The sequence below is a fragment of the Enterobacter sp. DTU_2021_1002640_1_SI_PRY_ASU_LCPMC_013 genome, from assembly GCF_032389435.1.
Taxonomy (GTDB): Bacteria; Pseudomonadota; Gammaproteobacteria; order Enterobacterales; family Enterobacteriaceae; genus Enterobacter; species Enterobacter hormaechei_C.
Map to the genome: position 1 here is coordinate 2478818 of NZ_CP135594.1, position 20301 is coordinate 2499118.

At 59.0% G+C, this 20301-nt stretch carries 17 protein-coding genes; 4 read left to right on the forward strand and 13 right to left on the reverse strand.

The window, feature by feature from the left end:
- Positions 1–94 precede the first annotated feature (94 nt).
- From RS584_RS11815 to nasR, 6 genes are all read right to left on the reverse strand, one after another.
- Positions 95–2572, reverse strand: a complete 2478-nt coding sequence (locus RS584_RS11815) for a nitrate reductase (protein WP_315747938.1) — start codon at positions 2570–2572, stop codon at positions 95–97.
- Complete coding sequence (gene nirB, locus RS584_RS11820) at positions 2569–6555, reverse strand: nitrite reductase large subunit NirB (protein WP_315747939.1); 3987 nt, start codon at positions 6553–6555, stop codon at positions 2569–2571. The genes RS584_RS11815 and nirB overlap by 4 nt, the downstream gene beginning before the upstream one ends.
- Before the next feature lie 12 nt (positions 6556–6567).
- Positions 6568–7356, reverse strand: a complete 789-nt coding sequence (locus RS584_RS11825) for an ABC transporter ATP-binding protein (protein WP_032648515.1) — start codon at positions 7354–7356, stop codon at positions 6568–6570.
- A 9-nt stretch (positions 7357–7365) separates the two neighbouring features.
- Positions 7366–8244: a nitrate ABC transporter permease gene (ntrB, locus tag RS584_RS11830; RefSeq protein WP_032671624.1), complete on the reverse strand. Its 879-nt coding sequence runs from the start codon at positions 8242–8244 to the stop codon at positions 7366–7368.
- 2 nt (positions 8245–8246) lie between these two features.
- Positions 8247–9494, reverse strand: coding sequence for a CmpA/NrtA family ABC transporter substrate-binding protein (locus RS584_RS11835; RefSeq protein ID WP_315747941.1), 1248 nt, complete (start codon positions 9492–9494; stop codon positions 8247–8249).
- 227 nt (positions 9495–9721) lie between these two features.
- Positions 9722–10894: a nitrate regulatory protein NasR gene (gene nasR / locus RS584_RS11840; RefSeq protein ID WP_033486841.1), complete on the reverse strand. Its 1173-nt coding sequence runs from the start codon at positions 10892–10894 to the stop codon at positions 9722–9724.
- Positions 10895–10967: 73 nt separating this feature from the next.
- Between nasR and RS584_RS11845 the strand changes: the two genes are divergently transcribed.
- The 3 genes from RS584_RS11845 (at position 10968) to RS584_RS11855 (ending at position 13646) form a co-directional block, all read left to right on the forward strand.
- Positions 10968–11321: a DsrE/DsrF/TusD sulfur relay family protein gene (locus RS584_RS11845; protein ID WP_015570354.1), complete on the forward strand. Its 354-nt coding sequence runs from the start codon at positions 10968–10970 to the stop codon at positions 11319–11321.
- Between the two features lie 106 nt (positions 11322–11427).
- On the forward strand, positions 11428–13212 hold the full coding sequence (locus RS584_RS11850) for a methyl-accepting chemotaxis protein (protein WP_315747942.1): 1785 nt from the start codon (positions 11428–11430) through the stop codon (positions 13210–13212).
- 194 nt (positions 13213–13406) lie between these two features.
- Positions 13407–13646, forward strand: coding sequence for a hypothetical protein (locus tag RS584_RS11855; protein ID WP_015570352.1), 240 nt, complete (start codon positions 13407–13409; stop codon positions 13644–13646).
- Positions 13647–13676: 30 nt separating this feature from the next.
- On the opposite strand, the gene RS584_RS11860 is transcribed toward RS584_RS11855, so the two are convergent.
- On the reverse strand, positions 13677–14372 hold the full coding sequence (locus tag RS584_RS11860) for a gamma-glutamylcyclotransferase (protein WP_017384255.1): 696 nt from the start codon (positions 14370–14372) through the stop codon (positions 13677–13679).
- Positions 14373–14549: 177 nt separating this feature from the next.
- Positions 14550–14780 (reverse strand): putative cation transport regulator ChaB, encoded by a 231-nt coding sequence (gene chaB, locus RS584_RS11865; protein WP_003856674.1) that lies wholly within the window; start codon positions 14778–14780, stop codon positions 14550–14552.
- 268 nt (positions 14781–15048) lie between these two features.
- Between chaB and chaA the strand changes: the two genes are divergently transcribed.
- Complete coding sequence (gene chaA / locus RS584_RS11870; protein ID WP_003856672.1) at positions 15049–16149, forward strand: sodium-potassium/proton antiporter ChaA; 1101 nt, start codon at positions 15049–15051, stop codon at positions 16147–16149.
- Between the two features lie 105 nt (positions 16150–16254).
- Here the strand turns inward: chaA and kdsA are convergent, their stop codons facing one another.
- From kdsA to prfA, 5 genes are read right to left on the reverse strand one after another with little or no spacing between them, the layout of a single operon-like run.
- Positions 16255–17109 (reverse strand): 3-deoxy-8-phosphooctulonate synthase, encoded by an 855-nt coding sequence (gene kdsA, locus RS584_RS11875; protein ID WP_003856671.1) that lies wholly within the window; start codon positions 17107–17109, stop codon positions 16255–16257.
- Between the two features lie 36 nt (positions 17110–17145).
- Positions 17146–17955 (reverse strand): invasion regulator SirB1, encoded by an 810-nt coding sequence (gene sirB1 / locus RS584_RS11880; protein WP_006810913.1) that lies wholly within the window; start codon positions 17953–17955, stop codon positions 17146–17148.
- A 3-nt stretch (positions 17956–17958) separates the two neighbouring features.
- Positions 17959–18351, reverse strand: a complete 393-nt coding sequence (sirB2, locus tag RS584_RS11885; RefSeq protein ID WP_063133431.1) for an invasion regulator SirB2 — start codon at positions 18349–18351, stop codon at positions 17959–17961.
- Positions 18348–19178, reverse strand: a complete 831-nt coding sequence (prmC, locus tag RS584_RS11890) for a peptide chain release factor N(5)-glutamine methyltransferase (protein WP_193042506.1) — start codon at positions 19176–19178, stop codon at positions 18348–18350. The genes sirB2 and prmC overlap by 4 nt, the downstream gene beginning before the upstream one ends.
- Positions 19178–20260, reverse strand: a complete 1083-nt coding sequence (prfA, locus tag RS584_RS11895) for a peptide chain release factor 1 (protein WP_003856667.1) — start codon at positions 20258–20260, stop codon at positions 19178–19180. The genes prmC and prfA overlap by 1 nt, the downstream gene beginning before the upstream one ends.
- Positions 20261–20301 lie beyond the last annotated feature (41 nt).

Below are 20301 nucleotides of genomic sequence, written 5' to 3' on the forward strand. Positions count from 1 at the left end.
AATATCCTGAAAAGATTTATCGGATGGCGGCTTCGCCTTACCCGACCTACAAATTCGTACCGGTGCGAAGCCGCCACCCGACGCCCTTACACTATTATCCCAACAGCGCTTTCAGCTCCGGCACGCAGGAACCACAGTTCGTGCCGCAGCGCAGCTTCACGCCCAGCGCTGGGGCAGAATCACAGCCTCCGGCTATTGCCTTACGTATCGTATTTTCACCCACGCTGAAGCAGCTACAGATAATTCGCCCGGGATCGGCATCTTCGTCCGGCCGTTGCCCGTGCAGCAGCGCATGGCGTTCAGCAAGTTGGACGGGCGCAGCAGCAAAGGCTTCTTCAATAAACGCATGCGCCAGCGCCGGCAGCGTATGGCCCTCCCAGTAGCCCAGCATCAGCTCGCCGTGATGCCAGGCGAGCACGCTGCTGCGTTCTCCCGTCTGTGCCACCTGTAACTGCCAGCCCCGACCGCTGGCGTACGCCATGATCCACGACAGCAACGGCTGCTCCCCCGCCACCGTCAGACGTGAGGCTTTACGCCACCAGCAGACCGACGGCGGCAGCGCTGGCAGCTCGCGGGCATACAGTTCACCCTGCCAGGCGGGTAGCCAGGGCATGATCCTCACCGCGGTTTGTTTACTCTCCGGCTGGCCGGACCCGGCATCAACCCGCCCTTCCACCAGCGCGTTGACCTTCCCCTGCCGGGCAAATTGCGCGTTCCAGTGCATCGGCGCAAACAGCTCGCCTGCACGCTGCGCGGTGGAGAGACGTACTCTGGCAACCATCACTCCGCGCGGGGAGCTTACCCGCGCCAGCTGGCCGTCAGTCAGCCCGGCGCGCGCCGCATCGGTTGCGTTCATCTCAACAAAAGGCTCATCGATATGCTGCATCAGACGCGGAACATACCCCGTGCGCGTCATGGTGTGCCACTGATCGCGGATCCGCCCGGTATTCAGTATCAAGGGGTACAATTCGTCGACGCCTGCCCCATGCGGGGAGGGGTCAACCGGAACAAGCGTTCTTTGCGGGAAATCACCGGCATGCCACTGATACGGCGCCAGCTCGTCCCACGCCTCTCGCGACAGCGACGCCAGTTCGCGCAGGTTTAGCGCCCGTTCGCCGTTATTTTCAAACGCCGTTAGCGCCGCATGTTCACAAAATATCTCCTGAGGGTGTTCCCAGGCGAAGGCATCGCCATAACCGAGCTGGTCTGCGACCCGGGCGATGATCCACCAGTCCGGTCTGGCCTCGCCCGGCGCAGGCAGAAAGGCGCGCTGGCGGGAGATACGGCGTTCAGAATTGGTCACCGTGCCGTTTTTCTCGCCCCAGCCCAGGGCGGGAAAACGGATATGGGCAAACCGGCTGGTGTCCGTCTCCTGCATCACCTCAGATATCATGACCAGCGGGCAGGCCGCCAGAGCCTGGCACACCGCGTGGCTGTCGGGAAGTGACACGGCAGGGTTGGTGCCCATGATCCACACCGCCTTCACCTCGCCGCGGGCAATGGCGTCAAACAGTTCCACCGCCATCAGGCCCGGGGTCTGCGCCAGCCGTTCCGTTCCCCAGAAACGCGCCACGCGCGCGAGATCGTCCGGCTCGAAGTTCATGTGCGCCGCCAGCTGGTTCGCCAGTCCCCCCACTTCCCGCCCGCCCATGGCATTTGGCTGTCCGGTCAGCGAAAACGGGCCGCAGCCAGGACGGTTGAACTTCCCGCTGGCAAGATGCACGTTAATGATGGCGTTGCACTTGTCGCTGCCGCTGGAGGACTGGTTGATCCCCATGGTGTAGAGCGTGATCGCGCGTGGCGCGGTGACAAACCAGTCGTAGAAGGTGCTAATCTCGTCTGAAGGCAGATCGCAAAACGCCGCCACGCGAGGGATCGGCCACTCGCCGCGCCCCTGGATCAGATTGAGCAACCCCACAAACAGCCCGGCGTCGCTGCCGGGTCTGAGCGCGAGGTGGAGATCGGCGATATCGCAGGTGGCGGTTTTACGCGGATCGATCACGACCACTTTCATCTGCGGATTGTTGTGTTTTGCCTGCACCAGCCGCTGATACAGCACCGGATGCGTCCAGGCCGCGTTCGAGCCAACGAGTACCACCAGATCGCTGTTTTCCACGTCCTCGTAGCTGCACGGCACCACGTCTTCACCGAAGGCGCGTTTGTAGCCCACCACCGCCGATGACATGCACAGCCGCGAGTTGGTATCAATGTTCGCCGCCCCGATAAAGCCTTTCATCAGCTTGTTGGCGGCATAGTAATCCTCGGTCAACAGCTGGCCGGAGGCATAAAACGCCACCGCCTGCGGCCCCCATTCGTTGATGATGTTCCGCAGCCGCTCGCCCGCTTCGCCCAGCGCCTGCGGCCATGCCACCTCCCGGCCATCGACAACCGGGCGCAGCAGTCGTCCCTGTAGCCCTGTGGTTTCCCCAAGGGCAGATCCTTTTACGCACAGACGACCGAAATTCGCCGGATGAGTTTCATCCCCCCGAATGCTCACCTTTTCACCGTCTGCGCTGGCGACCACGCCGCAGCCCACCCCGCAGTAAGGGCACGTTGTCCGGGTTTCCGTCATGAGGCCTCCGCACGCATCACCAGCTCTTCATTTCCAACCCATACCTTACCGTTTTCAATTTTTACCGGCCAGGCACGCACCGCAGGCGCCCCGCTCTCAGCCTGACACCCGTCGCGCAGACGAATACGTTGCTTGTAGAGCGGCGAGATCACCACCGGTTCCCCCGCCGCATCGCCGAGGATGCCGCGTGACAGCACGTTCGCGCGGCTGCCCGGCTCCCGATCGTCGAGGGCATAAACGGTTTTGCCAAAGCGGAACAGCGCAATCGGTTTGCGCCCAAGATGCGCGCCAATGCCCGCCTGCTCCGGGATCTCGTCGATGTTACAAATTTCCTGCCAGCGCTTGTTCTCCTCCGCGGCGGGGACGTTCACCGCGGTGCGGAACAGCGCCAGGCGGTCAGGATCGTTAAGGGTGGTTTGCCATTCGCACTGGTAGGTCTCCACCACCCGGGCCATCTCCTGCTCCAGCTCAAGGGCGATCCCCAGGCTGTCGTTGAGGATCACCTCGCGCAGATAGTCGAGGCCGCCTTCCAGGTTATCCATCCAGGTACTGGTGCGTTGCAGACGATCTGCCGTGCGAATGTAGAACATCAGGAAACGGTCAACGGTGCGGATCAGCGTTTCGTCGTCCAGATCGCTGGCGAAGAGATCCGCGTGGCGCGGCTTCATCCCGCCGTTGCCGCACAGATAGAGGTTCCAGCCTTTGTCCGTGGCAATCACCCCTACGTCTTTGCTCTGCGCCTCTGCGCACTCACGGGTACAGCCGGAGACCGCCATTTTGATTTTGTGCGGCGCGCGCAGGCCCTTGTAGCGGTGCTCCAGCCTGACCGCGAGGCCGGTGGAATCCTGCACGCCGTAGCGGCACCAGGTCGACCCGACGCAGGATTTCACCGTGCGCAGGGATTTCCCGTAAGCATGTCCGGTCTCAAACCCGGCCTCCACCAGCGCCTGCCAGATTTCCGGCAACTGTTCGAGCGTGGCGCCAAACAGGTCAATACGCTGCCCGCCGGTAATTTTGCTGTAAAGGCTATAGCATTTCGCGATCTGGCCGATGGCGATCAGCCCGTCGGCGGTCACTTCACCCGCAGGCATCCGCGGGACGATGGAGTAGGTTCCGTCCTTCTGAATATTGGCGAAATAGCGGTCGTTGGTGTCCTGCAACGGCAGATGCGCCGGTTTCAGCAGATACTCGTTCCAGCAGGAAGCCAATACCGATCCCACCAGCGGCTTACAGATCTCGCACCCGTGCCCCTGACCGTAGCGGCTGATAAGCTGGTCGAAGGTGCGGATATGGTTGACGCGCACCAGGTGGTAAATCTCCTGACGCGAGTACGGGAAGTGTTCGCAGATATCCTTTTTCACCTCCACGCCCTGCGCTGCAAGCTGGAACTCCATCACCTGCTTCACCAGCGCGCTACAGCCTCCGCAGCCGGTCGCCGCTTTGGTGCACTGCTTAATGGCGCCGATATCCGTTGCGCCCGCGCTTACCGCCTGGCAGATATCCCCTTTGCTGACGTTATGACACGAACAGATCTGCGCGCTTTCCGGCAGCGCCGCCACGCCCAGCGCTTTCGGCGCGCTGCCTGACGATACGGGTAAGATCAGCGTTTCCGGCTCTTTTGGCAGGCTGATGCCGTTGAGCATCATCTGCACCAGCGTGGCGTATTCGCTGGCATCGCCCACCAGCACGCCACCCAGCAGGGTATTGCTGTCGTGGCTGACCACAATCTTTTTGTAGATTTGCTGCGGCCCGTGCGTCCACTGGTAGCTCAGCGCGCCCGGCGTGCGCCCGTGGGCATCGCCAAACGACGCCACATCCACGCCCAGCAACTTGAGTTTGGTACTCATATCCGCGCCGGTGAAGCGCTTCTCCTCACCCGCCAGCACAGCGGCGGCCACGCGCGCCATCTGGTAGCCCGGTGCCACCAGGCCAAAGATTTTCCCCTCCCACAGCGCGCATTCACCGATGGCAAGCACATCCGGATCCGAGGTCCGGCAGCCGTCGTCAATGCAGATCCCGCCGCGCTCGCCGACAGCCAGCCCGCTGCTGCGCGCCAGCGCGTCCTGCGGACGAATACCGGCAGAGAAGACCACCATGTCCGTTTCCAGCTGTTCACCATCGGCAAAACGCAGCACCAGCCCGTCGTCTGTGGTGGCAATCTCCGTCGTCGATTTACTGGTGTGTACCCCTACGCCCAGCGCCTCAATTTTCTTGCGCAACATTGCCGCGCCGTCGCTGTCGAGCTGCACCGCCATCAGGTTAGGCGCAAACTCCACCACGTGGGTTTCCAGCCCGAGCTGCTTAAGCGCATTCGCCGCCTCCAGCCCCAGCAGGCCGCCGCCAATTACCACGCCGCGGCGAGAGCCTGCCGCATGGGCCGCAATGTTGTCCAGATCGTCAAGGGTGCGGTAGACAAAACAACCCGGCAGATCGTTGCCCGGAACGGGCGGTACGAACGGGTACGAGCCGGTCGCCAGCACCAGCTTGTCCCAGTGAGTCTCATGGCCACTGGCGGTACGCACTACGTGTGCATCACGATCGATAGCGACGATCTGCTGCGAGAGGCGCAGCTCAATGCCGTTTTCGGCAAAGAACGCCCTCGCCACCAGCGAGAGCGAGTCCGCGCTGCGTCCGCCAAAATATTCCGACAGATGCACGCGGTCATAGGCGGCATAGCGCTCTTCGCCAAAAACAATAATCTGATACTGCTGATGCAAATTGCGGTTAACGCAGTCTTCGAGGAAATGATGGCCGACCATACCGTGCCCAACCACCACCAGAGTAGGTTTTGTCATAGCGTTCTGTCCTGCAACCTGCGGTTGCGTTGTGAAACGATCGAACAGCCAGTCCGCGTGGGCGGGCGCAGCCGTTGCCAGTAAATCGGTAAAGGTTGCCGCGCTGCGGCAGTCACCCAGCAGCAGCACGCCAGCCAGCGCCCCCTGATGGATCAGTAAACGTCGATAGTGACGAGTCAGCGGATCCCATGAACTCCAGACCACATCGTCCGCCTGCGCCGTCGCGCGTCCGAGGCTGAACAGCTCCAGCCCGGTCACCTTAAGGCGCACGCCGTTGTCGACAAGGGTAAACGGCGCGGTGACCTCCCCGGCCAGCCGCGCGGCAAGAATATCCGCCTGCGCCAGACAGGGGGCGACCAGACCAAACGTCTGGCCGTCAATTTCGCAGCACTCGCCGATGGCGTAGATATCCGGCACGGAGGTTTGCATCTGCTGATCCACCACGATGCCGCGCGCGCAGCGAATGCCGCTGGCTTTTGCCAGCGCGACGTTGGGCTGTACACCCGTAGCCAGCACCACGCGCGTGGCGGCGATGCGGCGTCCGTCGAGCAACGTCACGGCATCGTCAGCGATGGCCGTGATGCCGGAGGCGAGTTCACAGCGTACGCCCCGCTTCGCCAGCGCCTCGTCAAGCAGCAGTCCCGCCTGCTGATCCAGCTGCTGTTCCATCAGCCACGTGCCGCGATGGATAAGCGTGACGTTGTCACCGTTTCGCGCCAGCGCTGCCGCTGCCTCCACGCCGAGTACGCCGCCGCCCAGCACTACCGCCGGCCCGGAGATATTCTGGATGGCGCGGGTCTCTGCCAGGGTGCGAAAGGTGAACGCATGCGGTGCATCGCCGCCGGGGATCGGCGGCACTACAGGGGTAGACCCGGTGGCAAACACCAGCGCATCCCAGCCCAGCGTGCGAGCAGAGGTATGCACTTCACGCGCGTTGACGTCTACTGCGAGCGCCTTTTCTCCTCGCAGCACCGTCACGCCTCGTGCCGTGTACCAGTCTTCATCGTGCAGACAGATGTGCTCCGCCTGCTTTTCGCCACCCAGCACTGGTGAAAGCTGGATGCGGTTGTACGCCTGCTCAGGCTCGTCACCGATGACGGTGACAGCGAAACGACCGGGAACACGCCCGGTGAGCGACGCAATCAGCCGGGTTGCCGCCATACCATTACCGATAATGACCAGTCGCATCGTGCCCCCTCATTACGCCGCTTTCGGCTGTTTTTCGTAGAGGAAATGGAGGATCTGCTGGCGCATGTGGTGATAGCGGCTGTCATCCGCCAGCTGCACCCTGTTGCGCGGGCGCGGCAGATCGACGCGCAGGATCTCACCCACGGTGGCCGCCGGGCCGTTGGTCATCATCAGTACGCGGTCAGAGAGCAGTACCGCCTCGTCCACGTCGTGGGTGATGAGCACGATGGTGGTGTTCAACGCCTGCTGGATCTGCATCACCGAGTCCTGAAGATGGGCGCGCGTCAGCGCATCGAGCGCGCCAAACGGCTCATCCATCAGCAGCACTTTCGGCTTCATTGCCAGCGCCCGGGCAATCCCGACGCGCTGCTTCATACCGCCGGAGATCTCCCCGGGGCGCTTATGCAGCGCGTGGCCCATCTGCACCCGGTCGAGGTTGTGCTCAATCCACGCTTTGCGCTCAGCCTTACTCATGGTGTGACGGAAGACCTGATCCACCGCCAGCGCCACGTTGTCGAAGCAGGTCAGCCACGGCAGCAGGGAGTGGTTCTGAAACACCACCGCGCGCTCGGGCCCCGGCCCGGCGATTTCGCGGTTGTCGCAAATCAGCCCCCCTTCCGTCGGCAGCGTGATCCCGGCGATGAGGTTCAGCAGCGTCGACTTGCCGCAGCCGGAGTGACCAATCAGACTGACGGTTTCGCCCTCGTGGATATCAAAAGAGACGTTGTGCAGCGCCAGAAACTCGCCGCTGGCGGTGGAAAAACGCTGGCTCACGGCCTGGACCTGAATTAACGGTTTCATCTTCACTCCTTATTTTTCCTGCCAGCTAAAGCGACGGGCGATCAGCATCAGCCCCTGCTCCAGCAGCAACCCGACCACGCCAATGATGACGATGGCGATGAGAATGTTTTCGACGTTGAGGTTGTTCCACTCATTCCAGATCCAGAATCCAATGCCTAAACCTCCGGTGAGCATCTCGGCGGCGACAATCACCAGCCAGGCAATGCCAATGGAAAGACGTACCCCGGTCAGCACCGCAGGCAGCACGGCGGGGAAAAGAATGCGGCGCATGATGGTCCACTCTGAGAGTTGCAACACCCGGGCCACGTTGAGGTAGTCCTGCGGAATACGGCGTACCCCTTCAGCGGTGTTGATCACCATCGGCCAGATGGAGCAGATAAAAATGGTCCAGCTCGATGCAGGCTCCGCTTTCTGGAACAGCAGCAGGCCGATAGGCAGCCAGGCCAGCGGGCTGACCGGACGCAGGAGCGCGATCAGCGGGTTAAACATGCGCGAGAAAAAGGTGAAGCGGCCAATCAAAAAGCCCAGCGGAATGCCCGCCAGCGCCGCCAGACCGAAGCCGATGGCAACGCGCTGCAACGACGCCAGCACGTTCCAGCCAATGCCCATATCGTTTGGCCCGTCGCGATAAAACGGATCGGCAAACAGGGTCATGGCCGAATCGAGCGTGCTGAGCGGCGTCGGAAAGCCTTTACTGTTTATCGCTGCCAGCTGCCAGAGCACCACCAGCAGGCCGAGACCGAGCAGCGCCGGGATGACGCGCTGTAAAAAATCATTCATCCGACGCGTAAACGCTGGCGCACGACGGCGAACCTGTAGCGGAGGCAGGACAATCACTTCCCCGCTCTCTGACGTCTCTTGTGGTTTTGTATTTTGCAGATGCTGCATACTCAGGCCCCTTTACGGTGAATGGCGAAGCGGTTGGCGTACCCTTCCGGATCGGTGCCGTTCCAGACGGTGCCGTCCATCAGGGTGCTGCTGCGATACGGTGATGACGGTGTGGACATGCCGCCCACGGCGGTCGCGGCATCCTGCCAGACCGCGGTCTGGTTAATGCGCTGTGCAATGCCCTCGTAATCCGGCGCGGCGTTGAGCAAGCCCCAGCGGCGGAACTGAGTTAAGAACCACATGCCGTCTGAGAGATACGGGTAGCTCACGGCACCCTCGTTGAAGAAACGGATCGGGTGCGCATCCTGCCAGCGCTGACCGACCCCGTTGTCGTACTCGCCGAGCATGCGTCCGGTGAGATACTGTTCCTTGCAGTTGAGCCAGGCGCGGCGCGAAAGGATCTGCGCGGTTTCGCGTTTGTTTTCCGCTGACGCCTCGATCCAGCGCGCGGCTTCCATCACAGCGCTCACCAGCGCCCGTGCGGTGTGCGGATTTTTCGCCACCCAGTCGCGTCGGGTGCCGAGGATCTTTTCCGGGTGATCGGCCCAGATGGACTGTGACGTGGCGGCGGTAAACCCGATGCGGTCGTTAATCGCCCGCGCGTTCCACGGCTCGCCGACGCAAAACCCGACCATGTTGCCAATGCGCATGTTCATCACCATCTGCGGCGGCGGCACCACCACGGTGCGCACGTCGTCAAACGGGTTAATCCCCGCGCTGGCCAGCCAGTAGTAGAGCCACATGGCGTGGGTCCCCGTCGGGAAGGTATGCGCGAAGGTGTAGGTTCCCGGCGCCTGCTGCGCAATCAGCTTTTTCAGCCCGTCGAGGTCACGAACGCCCTTCTCCGCCAGATCGCTGGAGAGCGTAATGGCCTGACCGTTCTGGTTGAGGGTCATCAGGTTCGCCATCTGCTGCGGCTTGCCCGCGATACCCAGCTCCAGACCGTACAGCAGGCCGTAAAGAATGTGTGCAGCGTCCAGCTCGCCCGCCACCAGCTTGTCGCGCACCGCCGCCCAGCTCGCCTCTTTGGTCGGCACAATAGTAATGCCGTGTTTTTTATCGAACCCCTTCAGGGCCGCGATAACCACGGGCGCGCAGTCGGTCAGGGGGATAAACCCGATACGCACGGTATCCTGCTCCGGCTTATCTGACCCCGCCGCCCATGCGGCCTGCATGACACCCGGCAACAGCATCGCACCACTCGCCAGCATGCTGGCCTGCAATAACCGCCGTCTCGACAAATCCGCCATAATTGCTCCTGAAAAAAGGCAAAAAAAAGCGCCCGACGGTGCTGAAGCACCGCTGGACGCCTTTATCCCGAAGACGCATGCACCGCCGTTGGCGCATCGTCGAAAATGGTTAATCTGTTAATGCAAAGGTAATGCCAGCTTTTCATCCCCGGCGTTACGGGGTTTCTGCAAGAAGAGCGCTGTATTACGCACCTCAATCAGGCATAAATTGCCCACTGACTGTGCAACTACTCCCCAGGGGGTATCTTCCACAGATTTTTCACCGTAAGCAGCGCACGGGCGATATCTACCATGCGTTGGTTTTTATCCATCGCCATTTTGCGCAGGGCGGTCCACGCCTGCTCCTCGCTCATGTTCTGGTGCGTCATCAGCACGCTTTTGGCTTTGTCGATGGTCTTACGCTCCTCCAGCGTGTCGCGCAGGGAAGCAAGCTGACGGGAGAGTTGCTCAATTTCACGCGCCTGCTGGCGCACCAGCGGCAGCAGCGGTTTATCCGGAAATCGCGCCAGGATATCGTCGTGTTCATCGTCTGCGTGCAGGTTTTCGCTATAGCGGCGCTCCTCAACTGCCGTCATCAGATCGGCAATTGCCACCTCCTCCAGCGTGCGCAGGTGCTCAAGGCGCGCGGTTTGCAGGGCAAACCATTTGAGGGCGGTATCACCGTTATCTGCCGGAGGCTGGCGGGTGCACGCTTCACGCCTGAGTTTTTCAGTCTCCAGACCCGGCTGGCAGTTAAGGATAAACGTCTCCTGCACGTCTGGAGTGCAATGGGAGATAAAAACCTCAAAGCAGGCCTGCTGGCCATCAATGCGATCCACCAGCCGCTGGCGGGTTTCATCGTCAAAGAATCCCTGGGTGAAACCAATAGCCCCCAGCGCCCGCTCTTGTCCCACAAGTTCTTTGCCCTGCATCAGGCTGTAAAGGGCCACAAATCGGCCCGCGATGTGCGGATCGTCAATGCTGTCGCTGAGTTGGGGTACGATACTGAGCAAATGTCGCAGTATGCGGCTGTAATGTTCCATCGCCTGCGGCGCGGTGACGCATTGACCTGTAACGCCATCACGCAGCGCCGTTAGCGTCTCAAGGCCGTGCAGTGCGCTGGCAATACGTTCGCACAGGGCGCTGCCCGGCAGCGGTTCGTTAAACTGAAGGTGCAATGCGGCGAGGTTTTCATCCACCAGGGCCCTGCTGGCCTTGCATTCAGGCGCGTACAATTTGCCCTGCGAGCAGAGCCAGACATTTGACGCACCGCGCTCGCACTGTAGCATATGCACCAGTCGACTGATGCCGTTCACCAGTGCGCCCAGCTGCGCCAGTCTGCCGAGCTGTTCCTCGCGCAACATTCTCGCACGCTGGAACCATTCGGTTGCGCCAGGGGAACTGCCAGCCACTATCGTCATCGTTTCTCTCCCCGATACGTATTCTTCGGTACGAGAAGCAATATTCGTGCCTTTTCAAAGAACAGGAGTCAACATGCAGAAGATTGTGATCGTCGCCAACGGTGCGGCCTACGGCAGTGAATCCCTTTTTAACAGCCTGCGCCTGGCAATCGCGCTGCGCGATAAGGAGAGTGAGCTGGAGCTGCGCCTCTTTTTGATGTCCGACGCCGTCACCGCCGGGCTAAAGGGGCAGAAACCCGCAGAGGGCTACAACATTCAACAAATGCTGGAGATCCTGACCGCGCAAAACGTTCCGGTCAAACTGTGCAAAACCTGTACCGACGGGCGCGGCATTACCGGGCTGCCGCTGATTGATGGCGTGGAAATTGGTACGCTGGTGGAGCTGGCTGAATGGACGCTTTCCGCCGATAAAGTATTAACTTTTTAATAATAACCCGCTAAAAATATTATTTTCTTATGGACGCGGTTTCAGCATCAAGTTTACCTGCACCGTTGCCGATAGGCATGGAAACAACACAGCAGGTATTACACTTATGTTCAGATCCATACGCGCCCGCATCATTGCCGCGACGACAGTCTGTCTGGTCGTCGCCCTTCTTCTTAATACCATTATTAACTTTCAGGTCACGCGCCAGGATAATCAGCAGTCGCAGCGCGATATTCTGACCAGCACCAGCGCCAGCCACAACATGGCGATTGCCGACTGGGTGAACAACAAAATGACCGTCATCACCTCGGCGCAGCCAGTCGCGCTCAGCGACGATCCGGTTCCGGTGTTTAAACAGCTTGCGCTGGCGGGTGGATTCACCAACGTCTACGTGGGTTATGCCAGCAAAACGGCTAAATTTTCTGACCCAACCGGGGTACCCGCTGATTACGATCCCACCCTTCGCCCGTGGTATCAGCAGGCCGTCAGCGCTGATGGCCCGGTAGTGACTGCACCCTATGTGGACGCGGGCACCGGGAAACTGGTGGTGACGTTCGCGGTACCCGTTAAAGAGCAAGGTGCCCTGAAAGCGGTGGTGGCGGGCGATGTGGCAATGGACAGCGTGGTAGCTAACGTGCGCGGTATTCACCCGACCCCGGCCAGCAGCGGACTGCTTCTGGACAGCAACGGCACCGTTATTGCCGGCAGCGATCCTGCGCTGACGCTTAAGCCTTTTACGGAGACGATCAAAGGGACCGATTTTGCCACCCTGAAAAGCGGCAACCTGGTTGACGGAACGTTTAACGGACGCGAAAAAACGTTCCTGGCCACCGCCGTACCGGGGACGCACTGGCTGCTGGTTGTGGCGCTCGATAACGGCGATGCCACCGCCGGGATGCGGTCATTGCTAAAAGCATCTGCACTGTCTCTGGCGATCCTCGCCCTGCTGAGCGGAGCCCTCATGCACCTCCTGATTGCCCGCCTGCTTAAGCGGCTGTCCGGTATCCGTGACGCGATGAACAGCATTGCTAACGGTACTAACGATCTGTCGCAGCGTCTGCCGGATAAGGGGGGCGATGAAGTGGCGCAAATTGCGCAGGCGTTTAACGCCTTCAGCGATAAGCTTTCTGTGGTGATGGTCCAGCTGCGTGATGCCAGCGCCTCAGTGAAAAACGCAGCGCATGAGATTGCGGCAGGTAATCAGGATCTTTCCGGGCGTACCGAGCAGGCGGCATCAAGCCTTCGCGAAACCGCCAGCGCCGTGGAAGAGATCACGGCCTCCGTTACGCAGTCAAACGAGTCGGCAGCAGAAGCGAATGAACAGGCGAGCAAGGCCTCTGCCGCCGCATCCCGTGGTGGCGACGTCGTCGCTCAGGCCATCAGCACCATGCAGTCCATCGAACTGGCTTCCGCGAAAATCGGCGATATCACCAGCGTCATTGACGGCATCGCCTTCCAGACCAATATTCTGGCGCTTAACGCCTCGGTGGAAGCGGCGCGTGCCGGGGAACAAGGCCGTGGGTTCGCGGTCGTTGCAGGGGAAGTACGTAACCTGGCCAGCCGCAGCGCTCAGGCGGCGAAGGAGATCAAATCCCTTATTGATTCCACCACCGAAAGCGTTGCAACCGGCTCCCGGTTTGTGCACCTTGCGGGCGACAGCATGGATGAGATCCGCGCCAGCGTCGGGAGCGTGTCAGGCATTATGCGTGAAATATCCATTGCCACCCGCGAGCAGATGAAAGGGATCCATGAGATTAACCACGCGGTGACTCACCTGGATCGCATGGTGCAGCAGAACGCCGAACTTGTTGTACAGTCTGCTGCGGCGGCCAGCGCGCTGCAAAGCCAGGCGGGCGACCTTGCTGAGACCGCTGGCCATTTCCGCATATAATTTTTCCCGGGCGCGCGTTAAGCAGGGTAAATGCGCGTCCGCTGAAAGGTTTCAGGGATTTTGTCATTTTTGTTTAATCGTTGCGCCATTTTTTGATCGAAATCAGCATCCCATCCCTGCCCCTTTGGTGTTATTCAATGAGTAAATTGTGAACAACATCACGCTCGGGATGGGCAAAAACGACGGGGTATAAAATGGCACGAGTTAAAACGAGTCTGAAACTGTTTGGCGGGGATACGGTAGTGGTGCGTTGCTCAGAGCGTTGCCGCATCCATCTGATGAGTACAAAAGGACAGAAGCAATCACAGGCAGATATCCTTACCGTCCAGGACGATAAGGCCTGGCTGACGGTGCCTTACACCGGCACCTGGGATGTGCTGATCGACAGCCACAGCCAGTCGCTCGAACATTCCGTAAGTTACGTGGCGGCTTAACAGTAAACGCCCGGCCAGCCGGGCGTATTATCAGGCAAAACCCGGCCGCAGCGTATTGCTGAGCGGGTTCCCTTCCAGCAGCGCTTTCACCTTCACCACCAGCTCACTCAGACAGTCGTCCTGCATGCCGAGACGCGTCAGCTCCTGATCGAGCGAGAAAAGGTACTGGGCGTTAGTGCCCAGCGGTCCGCTGGCGGCGGCAATCAGCGGGGCAATCACCTGGGTTCGGGTGTCGGCTTCATACAGCGGGTGGCGCGGATCCATAATGAACACCAGCGCGTTGACGGTGCGCCCGTCATCCAGTTCCAGCTTGCACCAGCTGGGCATATAGCAGCCGGTAATCATCTCGCGCTTCCACAGCAGCGTCAGCTCATCTTCCAGCGTGGTATCCGGTAGCCGGTATGCCACGCCCGTGGTGCGCCCGCCCTCTTTTAGTGCAAGCATGCGGCCAGGCTGACAGGCGCTGCCGCGTCCGGCGGTCAGGCGCAAACAGAAGGCGCGGTGCCAGCCAGGCAGCGTTCCGGTTGCTGATTCAACAAATTCGAGCGCCGGGTTCCACATCAGCGAGCCGTAACCAAAGATCCAGACCGGGCCATCATCCGGGCGGCAGGCCAGCGTTGCCGCAAGCGACGCCGCACGTTGTTCAGCCGACCACAGAAGCGATTCCTCAATAGCACCAAATGCCGTCTTACAATCTGCCTTCATCAAGAAATCACGCGTTAACACATTCCACCTCCGCCACTGCATGCTTCCTTGCGACATCTGTAATTCGCCTTCCCGGCATTCTGTGCTGTTCATTTTAACAGCAGTTGAGCAACGATAAGCAATTCGCGGGCCAGATGCAATACAGCGGCAGGTCAACCGCCTGAAATGTCAAAATGGAGGCAGCGTGTTATTTGGCGGCTATTTCTTTTTGTGCCATTTATCATCGTCCCCTTTCTCATAGTCATTTTTCACGGCGGCCCAGGCCACCTTATGCGCCGTCTCTTCACGGCTGGCATCGTCCCGGCGATCTTCTTTATCTTTGTACTGATCCCAGGCGCTGTTAAAGGCTTCTTTGTAGATATCCTGGGCGTGGGCAGGCAATACGTTTTGCACGTTATCCGGTAATTCGCTTTTCGATTTGTATGGCATTGTTAACCTCTCTTTTGGCTAAAAGGTAAGTGTGGACGACGATACGCGAGGGTGCCACCCGACAGAAAGAAATGAACAATATAAAAACGCAATTCATTGTTATTAAACCAATATTTAACAGAGATAAGGCATTATAAGCCTCAGGCATAAAAATTTTAATAAAGGGTAAAATTAAGTAAAAAATACAGGGTATTTAACAGATTTCTGTTAATTTAATACCTTTAAAATCTATCTATAATTACAAGCACCTGCATTGTTGGAGAAACACATGACAGCAACACACGAGGCGGTAAAAACCCGCCACAAGGAGACCTCTCTCATTTTCCCGGTTCTGGCACTGGCTGTGCTGCTCTTCTGGGGAAGCAGTCAGTCATTGCCAGTGGTTGTGGGGATCAATATTCTGGCTCTGGTGGGTATTTTAACCAGTGCATTTAGCGTGGTACGCCATGCGGATGTGTTAGCCCACCGTCTTGGAGAGCCGTATGGGTCATTAATTTTAAGCCTTTCGGTTGTGATTCTTGAAGTCAGTTTAATTTCCGCATTAATGGCCACCGGCGACGCCGCGCCAACGCTAATGCGCGATACGCTCTACTCCATCATTATGATTGTTACCGGCGGCCTGGTCGGTTTTTCACTTTTATTAGGTGGTCGCAAATTTGCCACCCAGTACATGAACCTCTTTGGCATTAAACAGTACCTGATCGCCCTGTTCCCGCTGGCGATTATCGTGCTGGTGTTCCCGATGGCGCTGCCGGGTGCAAATTTCACCACCGGCCAGGCGCTGCTGGTGGCGCTGATTTCCGCGGCGATGTACGGCGTGTTCCTGCTGATCCAGACCAAAACGCACCAGAGCCTGTTTGTTTACGAGCATGAAGACGACGGCGACGACGATGACCCGCATCACGGTAAGCCGTCGGCGCACAGCAGCGCGTGGCATACGGTTTGGCTGATCGTGCATCTGATTGCCGTTATTGCGGTCACCAAGATGAATGCGAACCCCCTGGAGGCGCTATTAACTGAACTGAACGCGCCGGTCGCCTTTACCGGTTTCCTGGTGGCCCTGTTGATCCTGTCGCCAGAAGGCCTGGGAGCGCTGAAAGCGGTGCTCAATAATCAGGTGCAGCGTGCGATGAATCTGTTCTTCGGCTCCGTTCTGGCGACCATCTCCCTTACCGTTCCGGTGGTGACGTTGATTGCCTTTATGACGGGGAATGAATTGCAGTTTGCGCTGGGTGCGCCAGAGATGATTGTGATGGTGGCATCCTTGCTGCTGTGCCAGATATCCTTCTCCACCGGCCGCACCAATGTGCTGAACGGCGCGGCGCATATGGCGCTGTTTATTGCGTATCTGATGACGATATTTGCGTAATTTTTTTGCCGGGTGCGCTGCGCTTACCCGGCCTACGAAACCCGTAGGCCCGCGCAAGCGTAGCGCCGCCGGGCAAAGAAAAACCCGCCGAAGCGGGTTTTTTTATTAGTTGCTGGTATCCAGCTCGTCGAAGCTCTTCACCAGATCGTCAATCGCTTTGATCTGTTTCAGGAACGGCTCCAGCTTATCCAGCGGCAGCGCGGATGGACCGTCGCATTTCGCGTTCGCCGGATCCGGGTGCGCTTCAATGAACAGACCCGCCAGGCCGGTTGCCATACCGGCGCGCGCCAGTTCGGTCACCTGCGCACGACGCCCGCCAGACGCGGCGCCAAACGGGTCGCGGCATTGCAGGGAGTGGGTCACGTCGAAAATCACCGGGGACTGGTTAGAGACGTTCTTCATCACGCTGAAGCCCAGCATATCCACAACCAGGTTGTCATAACCGAAGTTTGAACCACGGTCGCACAGGATCACCTGGTCGTTACCGCCTTCGATAAACTTGTCGACGATGTTACCCATCTGGCCAGGGCTCACGAACTGCGGTTTTTTCACGTTAATCACGGCACCGGTTTTCGCCATCGCTTCTACCAGGTCAGTCTGGCGAGCGAGGAACGCCGGAAGCTGAATCACGTCTACCACATCAGCCACGGGCTGTGCCTGAGACGCTTCGTGCACGTCGGTGATCACTTTCACGCCAAACGTCTGTTTCAGCTCCTGGAAAATCTTCATCCCCTCTTCCAGGCCCGGGCCACGGTAGGAGTGAATGGAGGAGCGGTTGGCTTTGTCAAAAGAGGCTTTAAACACGTACGGGATGCCCAGCTTTTGGGTCACGGTCACGTAGTGTTCGCAGATGCGCATAGCGAGATCGCGGGATTCCAGAACGTTCATACCGCCAAACAGCACGAACGGCAGGTCGTTTGCCACGTTGATATCACCAATGCTAACCACTTTTTGTTTCATAGGATCGCCTTATTCAGGTGTGAATCGGAATTAAGATTAATGCAGTGTAATGTGTTTATGCGCGATCGCGTTAATCTGCGCGCGGATCATCTCGCTGATCGGGTCTTCCGGACATTGCTCGACGAAATAATTCAAATCATTCAGCGCCACGTGCTCGCAGTCGAGCTGCGCATAAATCAGGCCGCGGTCGCGGATTTCGTACGGATCTTCCGGATTGAACTGCAACAGCACTTCGCTTGCGCGCAGAGCCAGCTCCATCTGACGCTCTTCCATCAGCGCAGACTTCAGCGTATCCAGGAGCTTGCGGATCACTTCGGCGTTATCGGCTTCATCGAGATCTTCATTGAACAGCTCAGCTATCGGGCTGATGTTGCCTTTCAGCCAGACGTCCAGCGTATGCTCATCCAGCGTGTCGCCGTTAAACGGATTGATTAACCACATCTCACCGTCCAGCCACTCCGCCCGCAAAATCATCTGCGTCGGGAAAATGACCGGCACCAGTGGAATATCCAGCTCGTGCGCAACCCACAGTAAAATGGCGCCCAACGCGACGGCGCTGCCCTGACGATTTTTCAACACCTGGTCCAGCCACAGTGCGTCAGACAGGCGGTACACGCCTCGCGTGTCGCAGAAACCCCATTCGCCGTAGAAAAGCTCAATCAGCTTCTCTAATTGCCAGTCCTGCGGACGTGCCTGATTGATCTCCTCGCGCGCCAGGCTGACCAGATTCTCCAGTTCAGCGTAAACGTACTGTGACGTAAAATCGTCGCGGATCATCTCTGAAATCAGGATCATACCATCGCAGAGCGGCACTTTGTTAAATTCGAAATCGGCTAAGGACCTCATGACTTACCCCAGTAACGGTATTCTTGTGGTGGCGAGTTTAATGATGATGTACAGCACCACCAGACCCAGCAAAAAGGCGATAAACCCTGTCTGCTGGCTGCGCGGACGATGACGCCCAAGCGCGATAAAACCCAAAACGATGTAGATGATAACGCCAAACAGCTTTTCAGTCAGCCATGCGCCTTTATCAGTAAATGGCAGATAGCCGGTTTTCCACATTAACCCGGCTCCGGAAAGGAACAGCACCGTGTCGATACAGTGCGGGGCGATGCGTACCCAGCGGGCGTTAACCAGCGGATTGTTGCTGTAGCGCCACCAGTAGCGGGCAATGAAAAAGCCAATGGTCAGGGCAACGGAAACCAGGTGAACGGAGATCAGCAGCGTAAACAGGCTCATGACCACTGCCCCAGCGTCAGACGTTCATTGCCGCCGTAATCCCGGCAGGTTTCCACGGCAGCGTATCCGGCACGCGTAAACAGCGCTCGCACCGCCTCTCCCTGCGTCCAGCCATGTTCCACCAGCAGCCAGCCACCGGGAAGCAAATGTTGTCGTGACGTTGTCACAATGTGATCGAGATCCGCAAGTCCCTGATTCGCAGCGACCAGCGCGGTCAACGGTTCAAAACGCACGTCGCCCTGCGCGAGATGCGGATCGTCTTCGTCGATGTAGGGCGGATTGCTGACAATCATTTCGAACACACGGCTTTCAAGCGCGGCAAACCAGCTGCTTTGCAGAACGGAAACATTGTTCAGCCCCAGCCGTTCAACGTTGCGCCGCGCGAGAGCGACCGCATCAGGCATTACGTCTACCGCCGTCACGGTGCAGTACGGTCGCTCGCTGGCAAGCGCCAGCGCAATCGCGCCGGTGCCAGTACCGAGATCGAGGATCTGACACGGCTGCGCCGGTAACCGCGCCAGCGCCTGCTCCACCAGACACTCGGTGTCCGGGCGCGGGATCAGCGTGGCCGCTGAAACGTACAGCGGAAGTGACCAGAACTCGCGTTCGCCAACCAGGTGCGCCACCGGCTCGCCGGTTTTACGGCGGGCAAGCAGCGCCTCCAGCTGCGATTGCTGTTCAGCGGTCAGCGCGGTTTCGCCGAAAGCCAGCAGATACGTGCGGGCTTTACCCGTCACATGCTCAAGCAGAATTTCGGCGTCACGCTTCGGGCTTTCACTTGCAGAAAGCTCACTGGCGGCATGGCGTAACCAGCGCTGAAAATCCATTAATCCTGCTCGGACAGTGCCGCCAGCTGGTCGGCCTGGTATTCCTGCACGATAGGCTCAATCAGCATATCGAGCTTGCCTTCCATCGCCTCATCCAGACGGTAGAGCGTCAGGTTGATGCGATGGTCGGTTACGCGACCCTGCGGGAAGTTATAGGTACGGTTACGGTCGCTACGATCGCCGCTGCCCAGCAGGTTACGGCGGGTAGAGGCTTCCGCCTGCTGGCGTTTCGCCATTTCAGCCGCGTGGATACGGGCGCCCAGCACGGATAACGCTTTAGCCTTGTTCTTGTGCTGGGAACGTTCATCCTGACACTCAACCACAATCCCGGTGGGCAGGTGAGTAATACGGATAGCGGAGTCGGTGGTGTTAACGTGCTGACCACCTGCCCCTGAAGAGCGGAAGGTGTCGATGCGCAGATCCGCCGGGTTGATATCCGGCAGTTCCGCTTCCGGCAGCTCCGGCATCACCGCCACCGTACAGGCTGACGTATGAATGCGTCCCTGTGATTCTGTCGCAGGCACGCGCTGCACGCGGTGACCGCCGGATTCAAATTTCAGTCGACCGTACACGCCGTCGCCGCTGATCTTGGCGATAACCTCTTTGTAGCCGCCATGCTCGCCTTCGTTGGCGCTCATGATCTCCACGCGCCAGCGACGGGATTCGGCATACCGGCTGTACATACGGAACAGATCCCCGGCGAACAGCGCCGCTTCGTCGCCACCGGTACCGGCGCGGACTTCCACAAAGGCGTTACGCTCATCATCCGGATCTTTCGGCAGCAGAAGCACCTGAAGCTGCTGCTCCATCTCTTCTGAACGCGCTTTTGCGTCCTGCAACTCTTCCTGCGCCATCTCGCGCATCTCAGGATCGTCGAGCATCATCTGCGCGGTTTCGATATCTTCCTGGACCTGTCGCCAGTCGGTAAAGCATTTTGAAACATCACTTAACTGCGCGTATTCACGCGACAGCGCGCGAAAACGTTCCTGGTCGGCAATGGTCCCGGCATCACCGAGCAGCGCCTGGACTTCTTCATGGCGCTCGTGCAGAGCTTCCAGTTTAGCGACGATAGAAGGCTTCATAGGCGTAAATGCACCTTGTCTTAGAAAATGGGTATAGGGCG

What these genes read in the sequence shown, in the direction of transcription:
- sirB2 (WP_063133431.1), bottom strand. Translation starts at nt 18,351, where the DNA reads ATGAGCCTGTTTACGCTGCTGATCTCCGTTCACCTGGTTTCCGTTGCC.
- RS584_RS11845 (WP_015570354.1), top strand. Translation starts at nt 10,968, where the DNA reads ATGCAGAAGATTGTGATCGTCGCCAACGGTGCGGCCTACGGCAGTGAA.
- RS584_RS11835 (WP_315747941.1), bottom strand. Translation starts at nt 9,494, where the DNA reads ATGGCGGATTTGTCGAGACGGCGGTTATTGCAGGCCAGCATGCTGGCG.
- RS584_RS11825 (WP_032648515.1), bottom strand. Translation starts at nt 7,356, where the DNA reads ATGAAACCGTTAATTCAGGTCCAGGCCGTGAGCCAGCGTTTTTCCACC.
- nasR (WP_033486841.1), bottom strand. Translation starts at nt 10,894, where the DNA reads ATGACGATAGTGGCTGGCAGTTCCCCTGGCGCAACCGAATGGTTCCAG.
- prfA (WP_003856667.1), bottom strand. Translation starts at nt 20,260, where the DNA reads ATGAAGCCTTCTATCGTCGCTAAACTGGAAGCTCTGCACGAGCGCCAT.
- kdsA (WP_003856671.1), bottom strand. Translation starts at nt 17,109, where the DNA reads ATGAAACAAAAAGTGGTTAGCATTGGTGATATCAACGTGGCAAACGAC.
- RS584_RS11815 (WP_315747938.1), bottom strand. Translation starts at nt 2,572, where the DNA reads ATGACGGAAACCCGGACAACGTGCCCTTACTGCGGGGTGGGCTGCGGC.
- sirB1 (WP_006810913.1), bottom strand. Translation starts at nt 17,955, where the DNA reads ATGAGGTCCTTAGCCGATTTCGAATTTAACAAAGTGCCGCTCTGCGAT.
- prmC (WP_193042506.1), bottom strand. Translation starts at nt 19,178, where the DNA reads ATGGATTTTCAGCGCTGGTTACGCCATGCCGCCAGTGAGCTTTCTGCA.
- chaB (WP_003856674.1), bottom strand. Translation starts at nt 14,780, where the DNA reads ATGCCATACAAATCGAAAAGCGAATTACCGGATAACGTGCAAAACGTA.
- nirB (WP_315747939.1), bottom strand. Translation starts at nt 6,555, where the DNA reads ATGCGACTGGTCATTATCGGTAATGGTATGGCGGCAACCCGGCTGATT.
- RS584_RS11855 (WP_015570352.1), top strand. Translation starts at nt 13,407, where the DNA reads ATGGCACGAGTTAAAACGAGTCTGAAACTGTTTGGCGGGGATACGGTA.
- ntrB (WP_032671624.1), bottom strand. Translation starts at nt 8,244, where the DNA reads ATGCAGCATCTGCAAAATACAAAACCACAAGAGACGTCAGAGAGCGGG.
- chaA (WP_003856672.1), top strand. Translation starts at nt 15,049, where the DNA reads ATGACAGCAACACACGAGGCGGTAAAAACCCGCCACAAGGAGACCTCT.
- RS584_RS11850 (WP_315747942.1), top strand. Translation starts at nt 11,428, where the DNA reads ATGTTCAGATCCATACGCGCCCGCATCATTGCCGCGACGACAGTCTGT.